This is a genomic window from Wolbachia endosymbiont (group B) of Silvanus unidentatus, assembly GCF_964028615.1.
Taxonomy (GTDB): domain Bacteria; phylum Pseudomonadota; class Alphaproteobacteria; order Rickettsiales; family Anaplasmataceae; genus Wolbachia.
Window position 1 is genome coordinate 493,881 of record NZ_OZ034795.1, and the last position, 15,769, is coordinate 509,649.

At 33.7% G+C, this 15,769-nt stretch carries 13 protein-coding genes and 4 pseudogenes; 6 read left to right on the forward strand and 11 right to left on the reverse strand.

Annotated elements, in window-relative coordinates; all coding sequences use genetic code 11:
• Nucleotides 1-8: 8 nt before the first annotated feature.
• The 4 genes and pseudogenes from ABWU65_RS02250 to ABWU65_RS02265 form a co-directional block, all read right to left on the reverse strand.
• Nucleotides 9-578, reverse strand: coding sequence for a hypothetical protein (locus ABWU65_RS02250; protein ID WP_353280221.1), 570 nt, complete (start codon nucleotides 576-578; stop codon nucleotides 9-11).
• Nucleotides 579-696: 118 nt separating this feature from the next.
• Nucleotides 697-1,284, reverse strand: a pseudogene (locus ABWU65_RS02255) (transposase); the annotation flags it as partial.
• An 84-nt stretch (nucleotides 1,285-1,368) separates the two neighbouring features.
• Nucleotides 1,369-2,613: a group II intron reverse transcriptase/maturase gene (gene ltrA / locus ABWU65_RS02260; protein ID WP_353280030.1), complete on the reverse strand. Its 1,245-nt coding sequence runs from the start codon at nucleotides 2,611-2,613 to the stop codon at nucleotides 1,369-1,371.
• Nucleotides 2,614-2,656: 43 nt separating this feature from the next.
• A complete protein-coding gene (locus ABWU65_RS02265) occupies nucleotides 2,657-2,779 on the reverse strand; it encodes a hypothetical protein (protein WP_262986403.1) in 123 nt (40 codons plus the stop codon).
• A gap of 363 nt (nucleotides 2,780-3,142) precedes the next feature.
• On the opposite strand from ABWU65_RS02265, the gene ABWU65_RS02270 reads away from it, so the two are divergent.
• Nucleotides 3,143-6,529 carry an ankyrin repeat domain-containing protein gene (locus ABWU65_RS02270; RefSeq protein ID WP_353280223.1) on the forward strand — a complete coding sequence of 1,129 codons (3,387 nt, stop codon included), beginning with the start codon at nucleotides 3,143-3,145 and terminating at the stop codon, nucleotides 6,527-6,529.
• Nucleotides 6,530-6,662: 133 nt separating this feature from the next.
• On the opposite strand, the gene ABWU65_RS02275 is transcribed toward ABWU65_RS02270, so the two are convergent.
• The 3 genes from ABWU65_RS02275 to ABWU65_RS02285 form a co-directional block, all read right to left on the reverse strand.
• Nucleotides 6,663-7,421, reverse strand: a complete 759-nt coding sequence (locus ABWU65_RS02275; RefSeq protein ID WP_007302888.1) for a cell division protein FtsQ/DivIB — start codon at nucleotides 7,419-7,421, stop codon at nucleotides 6,663-6,665.
• The gene (locus ABWU65_RS02280; protein ID WP_012481821.1) at nucleotides 7,402-8,355 is read right to left on the reverse strand and encodes a D-alanine--D-alanine ligase; all 954 of its coding nucleotides are present in this window, start codon (nucleotides 8,353-8,355) and stop codon (nucleotides 7,402-7,404) included. Before ABWU65_RS02280 ends, ABWU65_RS02275 begins: the two co-directional genes overlap by 20 nt.
• Nucleotides 8,356-9,215: 860 nt before the next feature.
• Entirely contained in the window at nucleotides 9,216-9,593 is a 378-nt protein-coding gene (locus ABWU65_RS02285; protein ID WP_254229739.1) for a ferredoxin family protein, read from the reverse strand.
• Nucleotides 9,594-9,654: 61 nt separating this feature from the next.
• On the opposite strand from ABWU65_RS02285, the gene dprA reads away from it, so the two are divergent.
• From dprA to ABWU65_RS02300, 3 genes are all read left to right on the forward strand, one after another.
• On the forward strand, nucleotides 9,655-10,740 hold the full coding sequence (gene dprA, locus ABWU65_RS02290; RefSeq protein ID WP_007302781.1) for a DNA-processing protein DprA: 1,086 nt from the start codon (nucleotides 9,655-9,657) through the stop codon (nucleotides 10,738-10,740).
• A gap of 265 nt (nucleotides 10,741-11,005) precedes the next feature.
• On the forward strand, nucleotides 11,006-11,146 hold the full coding sequence (locus ABWU65_RS02295) for a hypothetical protein (RefSeq protein WP_019078789.1): 141 nt from the start codon (nucleotides 11,006-11,008) through the stop codon (nucleotides 11,144-11,146).
• A 629-nt stretch (nucleotides 11,147-11,775) separates the two neighbouring features.
• Nucleotides 11,776-12,057, forward strand: a complete 282-nt coding sequence (locus ABWU65_RS02300; protein ID WP_264685029.1) for a transposase — start codon at nucleotides 11,776-11,778, stop codon at nucleotides 12,055-12,057.
• Here ABWU65_RS02300 and ABWU65_RS02305 read toward each other — a convergent pair.
• A pseudogene (locus ABWU65_RS02305) lies at nucleotides 12,029-12,473 on the reverse strand (transposase); the annotation flags it as partial. The gene ABWU65_RS02300 and the pseudogene ABWU65_RS02305 overlap by 29 nt on opposite strands.
• A gap of 251 nt (nucleotides 12,474-12,724) precedes the next feature.
• Here ABWU65_RS02305 and tnpA point away from each other — a divergent pair.
• A pseudogene (gene tnpA / locus ABWU65_RS02310) lies at nucleotides 12,725-13,143 on the forward strand (IS200/IS605 family transposase).
• Here the strand turns inward: tnpA and ABWU65_RS02315 are convergent.
• Nucleotides 13,140-13,559, reverse strand: a complete 420-nt coding sequence (locus tag ABWU65_RS02315; protein WP_264684983.1) for a transposase — start codon at nucleotides 13,557-13,559, stop codon at nucleotides 13,140-13,142. The pseudogene tnpA and the gene ABWU65_RS02315 sit on opposite strands and share 4 nt — an antisense overlap.
• Nucleotides 13,553-14,101: a transposase gene (locus tag ABWU65_RS02320; RefSeq protein ID WP_264684984.1), complete on the reverse strand. Its 549-nt coding sequence runs from the start codon at nucleotides 14,099-14,101 to the stop codon at nucleotides 13,553-13,555. The genes ABWU65_RS02315 and ABWU65_RS02320 overlap by 7 nt, the downstream gene beginning before the upstream one ends.
• 83 nt (nucleotides 14,102-14,184) lie before the next feature.
• Here ABWU65_RS02320 and ABWU65_RS02325 point away from each other — a divergent pair.
• Nucleotides 14,185-14,565, forward strand: a pseudogene (locus ABWU65_RS02325) (transposase); the annotation flags it as partial.
• 67 nt (nucleotides 14,566-14,632) lie between these two features.
• On the opposite strand, the gene ABWU65_RS02330 reads toward ABWU65_RS02325, so the two are convergent.
• Nucleotides 14,633-15,613: an IS481 family transposase gene (locus ABWU65_RS02330; protein WP_019078870.1), complete on the reverse strand. Its 981-nt coding sequence runs from the start codon at nucleotides 15,611-15,613 to the stop codon at nucleotides 14,633-14,635.
• Between the last annotated feature and the right edge of the window lie 156 nt (nucleotides 15,614-15,769).

A 15,769-nucleotide genomic window follows, 5' to 3' on the forward strand; every position in this document is an offset into this window, starting at 1 on the left:
TTTGCCTGTCAGATTAAGTCTAAACTATTACAGCTGTCAGTGAATAGATGTTCGCTTGACGTTTCTATGCTTTCATTACTTTTAGGATTAAAGGGGAAATTAAACTGAACAAGATTTGGAAGCTTATTGTTGTTCAATGATTCCTGTAAAGCTACTATAGCTTTATCGCAGATACTGTCAGAAAGTAAATTAAACTCAGTAATATTTGAAAAACTACCATTCTTTAGCGCATTTATAAATTCCATTCCACCATCAGGGCTTATATCATTAGAAATTAAATCAAGCTTAACAAGATTTGGAAAGTTACCATTCTCTAATAATTTAGTGATTGCTATTGAACCTTGATCACCTATAATGCTAGAAGTTACTTTACACTCAGTAAGATTCGGAGCGATAACATTATTTAATGTTTCATTTAAAACTCCTGCGCCCTCAGCATCAATATAACAGTTGTGTAAGATGAGGCTTGTAATGTTTGAATTCTCTTGTAAAAAGTTTATTAACTTCTCCATGTGTATATGTAGATTATTTAAGTCTAAGGTATTACTATTAACATATTTATTAAGTTCTATTTCCATCATTTTTTACAATCCCTCTATTAATGAACAGAGAATTCTTATTATAGCATAAACTGCAGTCATTGTCAAGTGTATTAACAAGCTGGTACAAGATAGCTCTTCAACTCCTTCCATAACTGGGGTTCCTAGCCTTTTTTTTTAACCTTCTGCTATATGCACCTATTGCACTTTTGCTTCTCAATACACACTAAGCTGCAATTCGAAAGGCATTTGCGGCACGGCTAACAACTGCACGAGTTCTTGTCCTAAACACTTTTTCTCCTGTGATTCTGTTAGATGGACATAACCCTAACCAAGAAGTAAATTGCTTCTCTGATGACCATTTTTTAGCATTAAAACCAACTTCTGAGAGAATAGTTTGTACAGTGGATACATCAAGCCCAGGAATTTTAGTAAAATCTATGCCTGTTATTCTATATAATTCTGCATGTGCAGCAAAATTTGGTTTATTTTTCGACTTACTCTTCATTTCACTATATTGTTTATTTTTACTAGATTTTGTTTCGAATGTTTTGTAATGACCTTCGATATCTCTATCACACTCTGCTATTTTTCCTTGATAAATGTTGTATAATTCAAATTCTTGTTTAAGTACAAATAAGTGTTCTTCTCTAGAATCTCCTGTTAATGCTTTTGCTATAGTAGATTTATCGCTCTTCACATTTCGATTTCTAAATTCTGCTAAATTATTAGGATCTATTTCTCCTCCGGAGAGTAGACCGGCGGAACTTCCCCACCAGTCTCTCGCAGAACTGTGCATGAACCTCTCAGCTCACACAGCTCCCATTATTTAGCCTTTTGATCCTTGTCCTAGTTCCCAGTGGTAGAAAATATTTGGAGACCTTTTTCTCACCTTTCCTAGAAATTGGCTCGCTAGTCTTCCATGAGCTCGAAGTTTCTTATATTTTTTCCTAGCCCACTTTATTAGGTATCTCTCTATATTTCTGAGAGTTGGATGCATCTCTGATTTATAAAACCTGCCATAATACTGAAACCAGCCTCTGACTATGGGATTTACTTTCTTTGATATCTCCTCCATGGTTGTAGATGTTTGCCTGTGTATTTTCCATGATTTTATAGCTTGGTGGATCTTTTTCTTGGCTTTGTTGCTAATTGCAGGCATAAATAAGACTCTATAACCCTTAACTTTGTTCTTTGCTAACCTAGGTCTAAAAGTGTAGCCTAGAAAATCAAAGCTTTGTTTGGGAAATTCGCCCTTCCTGTAGTGGTCCTTACAGTACACTATTTGTGTCTTCTCAGGATGTAGTTTTAGCTTATACTCAGCCAATCTTTTTCCGATCATTACCTTGATAAATTCCGCCTGCTTCTGAGTTTTGCAGTGTACTATCGCGTCGTCTACATACCTCTCAAATGGCATGGTTGGATAGTTTTGTCTCATCCACATATCAAATACATGATGCATAAATATGTTCGAAATTATAGGGCTTATCGAACCTCCTTGCGGAACTCCTTTATCCCTAACTACCTTACTACCATCTGCTTGCTGAATAGGGACTTTCATCCACCGTTCAACGTACAGTATGACCCATTTGCAGTCTGTATGCTTCTTGATTGCTTCCAATGCTAACTCGTGATCCAAATTGTCGAAAAATCCAGATATATCCAGATCTACCGTCCAATCATTCTTCCAGCATCTCTTGCAAGTCGTACTTACCGCGTCCAGTGCAGATTTGTTTGGTCTATAGCCATACGAATCTTCATGAAACTTCTGGTCTACCAACGGCTCAAGATACATTGTGGCAGCTGTTTGTGCTATCCTATCTGTTACTGAAGGGATGCCTAATATTCTCTCTCCTCCTGTAGCTTTTGGTATTACAACAGCTTTTACTGGCTCTGGAAAATAACTTCCGGATGACATCTGATTCCATAATTTGTATAGATTATCTTTTAGATTTTCCTCAAACTTTGTTATCGAGACCCCATCTACACCTGCCGCTCCTTTATTTTTCGATACTTGTTTATAAGCTTTCCAAATAAGTTGCTTTGGTATATCAAAAGACTTTGTTTTATTCATTAACTCCTCCCTTTCGGTTGATAAATAATTAAAACTAAATAACTCAGCCCCTTCGCTCCATTTCCATTACAGAAACTTCTTCACTACTACGAGCTGATCCGTCCCTGTTTTTCGCATCGGTACTCTCACCCTCAGAGATCAGCTCTTTGGATTTCTCCCTTATCATCGAAACGACAGGTTCCCGCAGTTCCACACAATAGCCTGAAATAGATTCATGCCACCTCTATGCCGGACGCCACCTACCCAGTAAACAAGCTCCCGATAGGTTTATCCCAAGTGAATTCTACGCACCTGGTTTTGACATCATCGCATTAAGTTTCGACACGTGTTCAGTGGTTCACTTTCGTTCATCTCTCTATTTCACACATGACACATAATTGTGCCTTTTCCATAACGCTCACTACCTTGGCTCTTTACCAAAGCAGCTTATGGTTGTTTGAAGCCTGCTCTTGTAAACTGGCTTCAAGGGGCCCACCCTCATCTGTTGCGTAGCTTTTGCACTCAGCTTGTTCTTTTCTGAACAGTCTTTGTGTCTCTACGGCACACTAAAACTCCTTTAAGGGGAAAGTTTAATGAAATAATTAAAGATTTAGAGGAAAATAACAGTACAAGCCAAGGGAATATAAAGTTAATAAAAGGTGATGGGAATATTGAATATTTTCGAGCTAAATTAAGTGATAGTGACAGATTACTCTTTACAGGTATAAAGATTGATAACAAAGATGCTTTTGTTATTTTAGAAGTAATTCTGAATCATGATTATCATAAGTCTAAATTTTTAACAAATAGAGAAAAAGTAAAAAACATAGAAATAGTAGATAAAAACAATGAAGAAATTTCTGATAATGTAAGTACATTGGAGATTGAAGATGCTCCACAAGTTAGTTATCTCGGTAAATTTATTACTTTTAGTGCAAAGCAAGAAGATATAGTTGAAAGGGTTAAATTACCTTTAGTTATCAATGGAGCTGCTGGAAGTGGAAAGACATCAGTGGCTTTAGAGAGCCTAAAAAGGATAAAAGAGAAGTTTGAGGGAGGAAAAATTCTATATATTACCAAATCCGAAAATCTTGTAAAAGAATCGAAAAAGTTACTTGAATACGAATACTACGATGATGAGTTCAAGATTGCTGCTCCAGAAGAAATTGATTTCTTATCTCTTCATGAGTTTCTTGAAAAGCAAGCAGAAGATATAAAAAGAAAGAAGCCAATCAATAGAAGTAAGTTTTTTTCATGGTTCAATGAAATGTGCAAGAAAAGTAAATTTAAAAAGTATAAAAAAGACGGAGATAAAATATTCGAAGAATTTACAGCTGTGATAGGTGGAGGAGGCTTATTGGAAGAAGATGGAAAAGATAGATATGCTGAATTAGGAGACAGACAATCTATGTTTTCTGTAGATGAAAGGAATAGTGTTTATGATTTTTTTAAAGAGTACAGGGAGTCTATAGAAAAAGATTCAGAGTATTATGATCCTAATCTTGTTGCATATAAGTGTATTGCAGAAGGAATGTATGATTCGATTGTTGTAGATGAAGTTCAAGATTTAACCGAAAGCACGTTAGGCTTAATATTGAGAAGTTTGAAAGATGAAAGTAAGGACAAATTCTTATTATGTGGCGATGTTAATCAAGTAATACATCCTAGTTTTTTCTCTTTATCCAAATTAAAGTCTTTTCTCCATAAAAATACTACAGATAAAGAATTATCAGTTTGTACTCTTGAAAAGAATTATCGAAATAGCCAGCAAGTTATTGAATTAGCCAATCGTATACTACATCTTAAGAATTATTGTTTTGCTTCAGAAGATAAAATAACAGTAGACAACGCTTTTCTAATGAAGAGTGAAACTAAGAACAAAGGGAACGTTGGCTTTATTATTGATGATAAAAAAGAAGAAATAGCAAAAAAAATAAATGAATCTGTAAATTGTGCTGTTTTAGTTCTGGATGATGAAAGCAAAGAAGATGCTCGTAAATTGTTTGATACTCCACTTGTGTTTAATATACATGAAGCCAAAGGCTTGGAATTTGAAAATGTGATTCTTTACAAGTTTACATCATGTAAAGCTTATAATGAAATATGGAATATAGCATGTCCAAATAAAAGTGAGGGGGAGATAGATAATACTATTAACAGAATTCGTGATTCATATAACGAAAAGGAAGTTAACACTTCAAGAAATAAGGATAAGAAAGATAAGTCTTTGGAGAAATATAAATTTTATATGAACGCTCTGTATGTTGGAGTTACTCGTGCTGCTGTTAATCTCTATATTATGGATGATAAAAGTAATTTATTAAAAATAATAGAGCCAAGGGAAGAAGGTAATGTAAATATTGAGCAAGAGAAATCGAGTCTTGAAGAATGGAGAAATAGGGCACTAGAGTTAATAGAGAAAGGAAACATAGAGCAAGCAGAACTTATAGCAAGAAATTTGCAAGAAGGAAAAAAAGAATATGCTGAAGAGATTATGAATGTATTGAGAGCTAAGGGGTATCATGAAGAGGATCAGATCTTAGATAAGAACAAGCATACAAATTCAGTGTTAGGGATTGATATAAGTTCTAGGTCTTCACAAAACTCAGAACATGAAGGAGATGATATTAGCAAACCTCAGAGTAAAGAAAGTAGACATAATAAAAACAAAAAGAAGAAAGCTAAAAAATATCATCAAGTTCAAGAGGTAAAACCACAGCTTTCTTTAGAAGATAGTACTAATAGAAAACACAATAGCAAAAAGCCTCAGAATGAAAGGTATAAACAGGATTTAAATGACGCAAAGGAATCAAAAAGATTAGAGAAAAATACAAATGGATTATTTTCAGCTTTAGCAAATGGTAATTTGAAAATGGCTAAACGGTTAATTGAGAAAGGAGTTAATGTTCATGCTAGGAACAAGAATTTTACTCCTTTACATGTGGCAGCACAAATTGGCTGCTATGAAATAGTTGAATCTCTGCTGAGTAATGGAGCTGAGATTAACGTTGCTATGATTGATGGTTATTCTCCTTTACATTTGGCAGCAGAAAATGGTCACTACAATATAGTTAAACTTCTTCTGGATAATGAAGCTGATATTGATGTTGCTATGACTAATGGTCGGTCTCCTTTACATATGGCAGCACAAAATGGTCACTATGATGTAGTTAAACTTCTTCTGGAACATGAAGCTATTGTTGGTAATGATGATAAGGAAGGTTGTACGCCCTTACATGTGGCAGCAGAAAATGGTCACTACAATGTAGTTAAACTTCTTCTCGATAATGAAGCTGATATTGATGTTGCTATGACTAATGGTTATTCTCCTTTACATATAGCAGCACAAAATGGTCACTATGATGTAGTTACACTTCTTCTGAATCATGGAGCTGATATTAATGCTAAGGATAAGGCAGGTAGTACTTCTTTGTTATTCGCACTAAAGTTTAGACATTTCAAAGTGGCTGACCTTCTGCTTGCTGACCCAAATATTAATGTTGGTTGTATAGATCTCAAATCCGTTAAAAGTGAAGGAGATAAAAGAAAATGTGTTATAAAAAGAGTTCAAGATGGTGAGTTGTTTAATAAGGTAAAAGAAGCGGCAAATGAAAAGAATACAGGTAAGCTAGATGAATTGCTCGTAGAGATAGAAGAATTACTGGAATCAAAAAATAAACATGGTTTCAAACCAAGCTTAAACTATTCTCCAGATGGTAATGATGAAAATACTACTGTTGAAATTGCTATTAAAGCTGGTGAAAAGTTATTAGATCTTTTATATGATTATGCTGGGAAGAATATAGGTACAGACACTGAAATATTTGAACGACTTAAAAAGGCTAAAGAAAATTCTCAGTCTAAGGGAGATCTTTGTGATGTTTCTGTTTTAAAACATTCTACTCCAGATCAAGGCTTTTTGTTTAGTAATGGTTAATGCTTCCTTCTATAATGCAAAACCCATACTCACCCAACCTAATCAATTACTTGCAATCTGGATTCCAGTTTTAAGCTACTCGGATGACAGAGAAAGGGCTACTTGCATGAAATGAAAAGGAGCACCGAGCAGATCACTTCTTCACAAAGATCTTATCAGCAACACGCATATCAATTATGCTCCAATTGCTAAAAGTAAAGTCGGTTGTATTTTGCAAGTGGCTTAAATAATCCCATGCGCTATAAGGATTATCTTCAGGCAATTTTACTGTGGAACTGTCATCGAGTATGATATTCCATCTTCTATTTCCTACATAAATACAAGAAGAAATATGATCACTTAATTGAGTTTTTCTCTCTAGTATATCTTTAATGAATTTTAGATTTGATAACGAATTTTGTCCTTTAATTACAACGAGGTTATCTATCGGGTAGTCATTTACGATCACTTTACCTTCAGAATCAATTACTGAAGTTCTGTTATCATCTTTCCAAAGAGCGAAAGGTGTATGTTCATCTACATCAATGTGTAAGGTATTAGGTAAAATTCTATAAATTTTTACATATTTTATCCATTTGCTTACAGATTGTATATTATCTGTTAGTTTTGAGAGTGATACATACATGATAGGTTGCGTTCTATCTACTAAACTTAGAATGTCCTTTTCATTTGTAAATTTGTTTCCAGTAACGGTTACTTTGTCGATTAAAAATCCATTGCTAAGTAATAAGCTCGATAAGCGATTGTTACACCAAGTAAAGTAGTAATTGAATCGATTTGTTATTTTATCAAGTGAACTATAAAGTACTAATGTGAGAAAAAGTGCAGTGATAATAACAAGAGCGCACTTGCGCAAAAAACTTCTTTGGCTTCTAGTAACATTGTTCAACATCGGCTTGATCTCTAATATTCCTGTGGTGTAAACTGTCTTCGACAATAATTTTGACTAATTCATTAAAATCAATTCCTCTTGTCAATTTTGCAATTTCTGGTACTAACGACAATTCAGTAAAGCCAGGATGTGTATTAACCTCAAGCATTTTTAAAGTGTTATTTTGGGGATTATAACGGAAGTCTGAGCGGGAAACAGTTTTACATCCTAAAAATTGATGAACTTTTAACGCGTGTTCCAAGGTTATTCTATATATGTTGTTAGGAATTTCAGCAGGAAATATATGTTCTGCAAATCCATCTGTATACTTTGCTTCATAATCATAGAATTTATTTTTCGGTCGTATTTCCATAGTGCCAATTGCTTCATTCAGTAATACAGCAGTATGTAACTCTATACCCGGTATGTATTCTTCTATGATCATCTTTTCCATTATAGTAGAACTATTATTTTTCAGCTCTAAGTAATCCTCATGTGAGAAAATCATGTGTACTCCAATGCTTGAGCCTTCGTTAATCGGTTTTAAGACGTACGGATAATCAACTTTAATATTATTTTTTAGCACATCTTCTCGACTAATTACATAGCCTCTTGGAGTGTCGATATTAAGAGAATGGAATATATGCTTTGACATCACTTTATTCATAGCAACAGCCGAAGCCATAACTTCTGAGTGTGTATATTTTATACCTAAAATCTCCAGTAAACCTTGAATACAGCCATCTTCACCATAAGGTCCATGTAGGGCAATAAAAGCAAGAGCGGGATTAGTTTTTTTAAGCTTTTGAGCAATGTTGCTATCAACATCTATTTCTATTGCATTATATGAAAGGCTATCAAGCGCCTTCTTTACTGCTTTTCCGCTCATAAGCGATATTTCTCTTTCGCAAGAAAATCCACCACTTAAAATTGCTATATTTGGAACCATAAGCACCCTAATATTTTGCTATATATCATATATAAAAGATACTTTTATCTTCAATAGAAAAAACGCTTTGAAAAATTCCACAGCTGTACAGATATTGAAACTTGCAGATGGTGTCATGCAAACTGGTTCCTTTATGATCAGACACCAGATTGCAAGTAAAACTGGAAGATCTTTTTCAGTAATATTCTTTAAAAATTTAATTTTGTAATCCACTTGATTTCCACTTTACATCTTTGTAATCAACTGTTTCTACACCTTCAATGTCATATTGATCAGCAACTACAGATAGTTCCATTTCATGATCTATTAAATAGTCTTTCTGCTAATTCTTGAGTGGGCTGCTTAGTAAACTCAACTAGCTTAGCAAAATGCTGTAAGGTTTTTTTACTGAAAGATACATTAGCGTTTGCCGTAAGTTTTACCAAAGTTCATGAGTAATTGTACAATATTTTCCTGAAATTTTCAATAAAGTAAACTTATCTGGAAAGTAATTATGCTGATATAAATATTACAATTTTATTAACACATAAATGCTACCGTGGCGTTAGTTTTTTAATTTAGGAGTATATTATGGTTATACTTACACAAAACTCGAATTCATTAACGTTTCAGGCACGTAACCTATCTCATATTTGCCACAAAAACTGTGAAGAGGCGTTCAATGAAACAGACAAACCTCTATGCAAGGCTAGATGTGACGTTTTCTTTCCAGTGCCTGAACCTCGTTCACAAATTAGTGAGAAATTAATAGATATTGCAAACAATCTCCGTTTTGAGAGTGCACAATTATCGTCTATGGCAGATGAAATAGACGCTTACAATTCAATGTCTATTTAATCAAAAAAATGTAAGTCTATTTTTGTACTCTATGACCCTAAATTTTCATCAAAATAAGCTGTCTTATCCTTTTTTTCTTTATACTCTTCTGCTGTATCTAGGGGTTGCTTTTTAGCTGTAATGTTTGGCCATTTTTGCGAATATTCTACGTTTATATTGTAAAATGATTTAAAGATTTTTTGTTCATTATTCAGTAAGCCTTCATCTAGCTCTAGAATATCTTTTATGGAATCATCAGTTACAATTGCATCTACTGGACATTCAGGTATACACACTCCACAATCAATACACTCATCTGGGTTAATCACGAGCATATTTTTACCTTCATAAAAGCAGTCAACTGGACATACTTCCACACAGTCTGTATATTTACATTTTATGCATTTATCTGTAACAAAATGCGTCATAAAACACTGTATATTTACATTATCTTGGGTACACTAAATTGATAAGAAATTCAAGCCTTTTATGAAGATAAATAAATTAAATAACGAAGAATTAGAAATATGGCTAAGCTTGGCTAGAACTGTGGGACCAGTAAAGTTCTTTAGTATACTTAGAGCATGTGGGTCGCTATATGAAGTGCTTAAATATCTTAATAAGTTGACTAACAAGGATTATGGAATTCAAAATGCACGAGAAGAAATTAAGAATGCAGAAAAAATTGGAGCTAAAATAACACCAGCATGTGATCCAGATTACCCTGACATTTTAAGGAATATCTCTGGTTTTCCTCCTGTAATAACTACACTTGGTGATGTATCATTATTAAGTCGTGAGATAATTGCAATAATCGGTGGACGTAATTCTTCAATGAATGGAAGAAATTTTGCCAATAAGTTGGCACTCGATTTAAGCCAAGCTGGTTTCATCATAATTTCTGGGCTTGCAAGAGGGATTGATACTGCAGCAAACAGTGTAATATACAAAAATTACCCCACTATTGCTGTTACAGCAAGCGGAATTGACGTAGTATACCCAAGAGAAAATTTTGATCTATACAAAAAAATTACTGAAAATGGCGGATTAGTAATGACTGAGCTTCCATTTGCTACTAAACCAAAACCTCAGTATTTTCCTCAAAGGAATCGAATTATATCTGGTCTATCGCTGGGTGTTGTAGTGATTGAAGCATCGAAACGTTCTGGCTCTCTAATAACAGCAGATTTTGCTTTAAATCAAGGGAGAGAGGTATTTGCAGTTTCTGGTTTCCCTCTAGATTCACGCTGTAGTGGTAGTAATTATTTAATTAAAAACGGTGCTAAGCTTATCGAATCCGCTGATGACATAATAGAGAGTATTAGGTTTAGTTTACCTCCGCAGCAAAAAAACCTATTTAATGTTGAGCACTATGCTGTTAACCAAAAACAAGAAAAATTGCAACAGGCAAAATATGTTATAGTTGATCATATTAACTCTGTACCTGTTGATATAGATGAACTTATATTAGCAAGCGGACTTTCTGCCAACATAGCTCTAATGGCTCTTTTAGAACTAGAGTTGGAAAACAAAATAGAGCGTTCTCCGGGGAATAAAATATCATTAATTTTCTAGATTGCTTTAGTTATAAGTCCACAACCGTACAAACATTATGGTTTGAGTCCACCAAGAAAGATGTCATTCCAGCGTGTGACGCTGGCTTTCCGTAATCTCACTAAAAACGTTGTATTTTTACATAACTTTTATACTTACTAACTTAATATATAATCAGAATTCCTAGATTCCAGACTCATGCATCAATAGACCTGCTGCAAAAGGTAATGATAAAATGATGGGAGAGAGGTAGAAGAGGAATAAGCAGATAGAGTAAGGTAAAAAAATGAGCTTTAGTTACTACAATATAAAGAAACACCCAAGAAATTTTCGTAATATAACAGGCTTAACTGTAGAAGAATTTGAAAAGTTGATAGAAAAAGTGGGGAACGTTCAAAAAAGTGTGTCAAGCCGAAAAGAAAAGTAATAAATTGATATAAAAAATGAAGGTTTGAAATGAGTCAAGCAAATAGAACTACCGGATTAGTAGACTATAAAGAACTAGAATCAAATATTTTATCATCTATAGCTAACCCAAGAAAGGTTTAGCTATATGGCAAAATTGGTTATAATGGTATAATAAGTAATGAGAAAGAAGAAGATGCCAAGTCCATATAGTGAGGATCTGAAAGAACGTGTTTTCAAAGTAGTCGATAAAAAAACAATGACGATAAAAAAATCAGTCAAATATTCAAAGTGAGCATAAAAACAATATATTTGTGGAGGAAAAGGAAAGAAGAAACAGAAACCATCTTCAGGCTATCACAAAGGATATGGCCATAAGATTAAAGATATGGATAGATTTATCAAATTTCTGGATGGATATTAGAATTGAAAAGATAATTGAAGAATTTTGTAATATGTGTAGAAGCACAGTATATAACTACCTTAGCAAAGTAAACTATACATATAAAAAAACTTTTCTTTATCGAGAAAGAGAAACGCAAAGAGTTCATAAAAAAAGTAGAAGAAAGAAAACTTGATATACATAGATGAGTCTGGAATAGAGGACAATGAATTTTATGAATATGGGTAGTCTCAAAGAGTCAAGAGGTTATTTGCCCAGGGTTTAAAAGAAAGAGGGTAAGCATGATTGGAGCACTGAATGAAGGAAAAGTTAAAGCACCATGGATAATTGATGGCTACTGCAACAGCGAGATTTTTGATGCTTATGTAGAAAATGTACTTGTTCCTGTATTTAAACCTGGACAGACTATTGTTCTCGACAATGCGAGCTTTTATAAATCTGCAAGGACGAAAAATTTGATAGAAAAAGGGAATGTTCAAAAAAGTGTGTCAAACCGAATTTTTAGTTCAACTCAATTTTTAATCTACTAGGGAAAAAAATATAGAGTTGAGATATAGATAATGCCCAATCATGTACAGGCATCGTCCATTTTTCCTCCACCTTTCTTATAGCACAATATACCAGCTTGTACAAGGCATTTATGCTGGTGAATGCGCCCTTGTTCTTGGTAAATTTCCTAATTTGCCTGTGTAGCCCCTCGATGGGATTAGTGGTATAAATTAGCCTTCTAACAGGACCTGAATACTTGAAGTAACCGGATAAACTTTCCCAATTGTTCTGCCAAGATTTCACAACTAATGGATACTTTTCGCTCCATTTTTCCTCTAGCTCAAGCAAATAATTTTCTGCAATTTCTTTACTTGTAGCACGGTATATTTTTTTCAAATCATTCATGAAAACTTTTGCTCGATACGTATTTCAGAGAGTTCCTTATTTGATGCACTAGGGAATGTTCAAAAAAGTGTGTCAAATCGAAAAAAAGTAATAAATTGATATAAAAAAATGGAGGTTTGAAAATGAGTGGCTTTGTTGCATAGCTCCTGATAAGGCAGGTAGGTACAGTAAATTCATGCAGCTAATTCGAACTTAGCCATACCTATATCAGTAAATTTATTGTCCCAAATTTGGGAGAAAAACCCTGGACTTGAAGTCCATCCTTTTAAGAATATAATTTTAAGGTGAAAAATCTGAAAGAATGTGGAATATTATAGAAAAAGCAGTCACTCTGTATATATATCACATAGTGTGGATAACAAAATATCGATATCCAGTACTAGTTGGAGATATTGGACAGAAAGCTAAAGAAGTTGTACAAGAAGTATGTGCAAATAATCAAGTAGAAATTATCAGAGGTAGAGTTGCGTCAAGTCATGTACACGTATACGTTTCTGTACCCCCATACTTAAGTATTAGTAAGTTAGTGCAGTTAATAAAAGGAAAAAGTTCCAGAAAAATCCAGCAAAACTTTCCAGAGCTAAAAAAGAGATATTGGGTTGTGGGCAGTAGGCTACTTTGTCAGGACTAGCGGAAATGTAACTGACGAAATGATAAAAAATTATATTGAAAATCACTCTAAAAAAGAAGATAAATTTGGTGACTTTCAAGTCGAAAGTTAGCATTCTATGCTCTCTCTCAATCTTTGGATTTTAATCCATAGTGGTTGAATAAGCAAATAGCACTTAATTAGTAATTCTTTTTCACGATTTATTTCAGATTTATTCTTGAGACTAAACCCAAACGTTTTTTTCAACCTATAGAAAAAACATTCAACAAAGGATCTTAGTCCATATTTTGTTTCTTGTGTCCATTTCTTTATACCGTTCTCATAGTTTTCACATAATTTAATCACATTAATGTTGCTATTTCTTTCTAATTGATAATCAATTTTCTCATAGATTTTCGCACCTTTTATTGGTCGAATGATTGGTTTTATATTATGTCCTTTACACACTTTATACATACTAGCTTTATCATAAGCTGCATCTGCGCGAACAGATGAAATATTATATTTATCTACTGTTCCCTTTAACATATCGCATGATAATCAAGTGTAGTACCATTAGTGTACTTCATATCTATAACTTTTTTATTATTTATACTTAAAATAATATGTAACTTTCTTACTTGATCATATCCATTATATTTTCTTACTTTTGCATTTTCTTTATTACGTTGATGGGTGTTGTTATAGATACAAATACTGGTGCTATCTATAGCTATTTCAATGTTTTCCATACCATTTTTATCAATTCTACAATCATCAATTTTCAAGTTAAGCTTTTTGAATCTTCTAGAAGCTTGAGTATAGCTAATGACTTTGAGGTCTTTTCCCATTTGCTCTATACAACCTTTTACGAAACCAACTGCTTGTCTTAAGCCAATCCTAAAAAAATGGACTACTATATGTATCAAAATTACAACTTTATCACTATAAATGTTATTGCCACCTGCAACTTTTGGACTATTTTCATACCAATTTTCTATGGCTTGATTAACAAAATGAAAAACATTTCCTCTTTTTTGAAGAAATTTGTTATATTCGTAGCAGTTACTGACCTTCATTTTGACTGGCATATTGGTGGTTAAATACCTGTTTTATAATGATTTCTGTCAGTAACTTCCAGTTTTTTTTACTTGAGCCATGCAACAAAGCCAAAATGAGTCAGAAAATAGTAAACAGAACTAACGGATTGGTAGATTATAAAGAGTTGGAAACAAATATCCTGTCGTCTATACGAGAAGGAAGACCGTTGACAGGAAAGGAGGGAGCATTAACGCCATTTATAAAAAGGCTGCTTGAAGCTAGTCTAGAGGGTGAAATAGAACATCATTTATCTGCTGGAAGTGAAGAAAACAATCGTAGAAACGGGAGGAATGGCAAGACTTTGAAGACAAGCGCAGGTTCATTTGAACTATTGACACCAAGAGACAGAGAAGGAAGTTTTGAACCACAAATAGTGAAAAAAAGGCAAACAAGCTTACATCCGGAACTTGAAGCAAAGGTTTTAAGCACATACGCTAGTGGCATGGGGTATAGGGCTTACTTGTGTGATTCATATAGGTCATAACAACTGATTTGTCAGATTAAGTCTGAATTTTAAATAGTTAAGTAACGTTGTGTTTTTGAATTGACTTTAATCTTTGATCATGCTTGTAATTTTGCATGACAAAAGGCTCCTTTGACGGAATGTAATTTTTTTGCACTTCACTTAAACAAGGAATTGTACTTTCTAGCTCTTTATATTTTTCCCATGGAGTTTTCCCTTGAAGAGAGCTATGAGGACGTTGTCTATTATAATGGTTTTCCCAATCTCTGAGTTTAATTTGTAGGTCAGGATCCTTGATGTTAACACTACTGTAAAATTCATCTAAATCTGTACGCTGAGCTCTTTCCACTTTACCGTTTAAATGCGGGGAAAATGGCTTGATAGGACGAAATTTGATTTTCCATTTTTTCAAATATTCTTGCACCCCATAAGCAAAAAATTCCTGTCCTCTATCGGTTTGAATTCTTTGACAATGAAATGGCATTTTTTCTCTTAGTTGTTCAAGAAAATCTAGAGTGTTTTCTGCAGTACGTCTTGGGTACAATGTAACAACTTTATAACGTGTACAATCATCTATAGCGGTATACTGATAAAGTCCAGAAGCTATTTTGCATACATCCATCTGTATACGCTCTCCTGGTACTTTACAGTTGTAACGCTTTATTTGTTTGCGGTAATGACGTTTAATACGTAAAAGACTTACATCATATTTTTTGAAAACTTTGTGTATAGTAGCCAATGAAAAAGAGAGATCATGTAAACGTTTCAATTCAGTTTGAATACGTCTTGCTCCTAATTTTCTAGTTTTTCTTAAGTGGAGAATAAGTTGATCACTAGATATATTGGTTTTTTGTAAAGGTGAGGTTTTAGGCCTGCTACTAAGATTTTCTAATCCTTTTTCACCAAACTCCTTGTAACGTTTACACCATTTGCGTAAGGTAAAGCGTGAAATATTATAGTGCTGACATACTCTTCCTGCATGACCTAATTTTTTATATAGGTTTACCCAATTCAGGCGTAGCTTAACTTTAGAGTCCATTTACTTGCGGCTTTTCTTGTTGATATACTTCCCACCATAATTGTAATAAGGTATATAAACTATCACAAGTACAAATTTCTATTTGATCTTACATTTTTATTGTAATAACCTATATGAATCACACAGATAAGTTGTGTCTAATACATCTTATCTGTC

Bases quoted from the DNA above. Each gene is read 5' to 3' on its own strand.
- ABWU65_RS02250 (WP_353280221.1), bottom strand. From the start codon at position 578: ATGGAAATAGAACTTAATAAATATGTTAATAGTAATACCTTAGACTTA.
- ltrA (WP_353280030.1), bottom strand. From the start codon at position 2,613: ATGAATAAAACAAAGTCTTTTGATATACCAAAGCAACTTATTTGGAAA.
- ABWU65_RS02265 (WP_262986403.1), bottom strand. From the start codon at position 2,779: ATGATAAGGGAGAAATCCAAAGAGCTGATCTCTGAGGGTGAGAGTACC.
- ABWU65_RS02275 (WP_007302888.1), bottom strand. From the start codon at position 7,421: ATGTTGAACAATGTTACTAGAAGCCAAAGAAGTTTTTTGCGCAAGTGC.
- ABWU65_RS02285 (WP_254229739.1), bottom strand. From the start codon at position 9,593: ATGACGCATTTTGTTACAGATAAATGCATAAAATGTAAATATACAGAC.
- dprA (WP_007302781.1), top strand. From the start codon at position 9,655: ATGAAGATAAATAAATTAAATAACGAAGAATTAGAAATATGGCTAAGC.
- ABWU65_RS02295 (WP_019078789.1), top strand. From the start codon at position 11,006: ATGAGCTTTAGTTACTACAATATAAAGAAACACCCAAGAAATTTTCGT.
- ABWU65_RS02315 (WP_264684983.1), bottom strand. From the start codon at position 13,559: ATGTTAAAGGGAACAGTAGATAAATATAATATTTCATCTGTTCGCGCA.
- ABWU65_RS02320 (WP_264684984.1), bottom strand. From the start codon at position 14,101: ATGCCAGTCAAAATGAAGGTCAGTAACTGCTACGAATATAACAAATTT.
- ABWU65_RS02330 (WP_019078870.1), bottom strand. From the start codon at position 15,613: ATGGACTCTAAAGTTAAGCTACGCCTGAATTGGGTAAACCTATATAAA.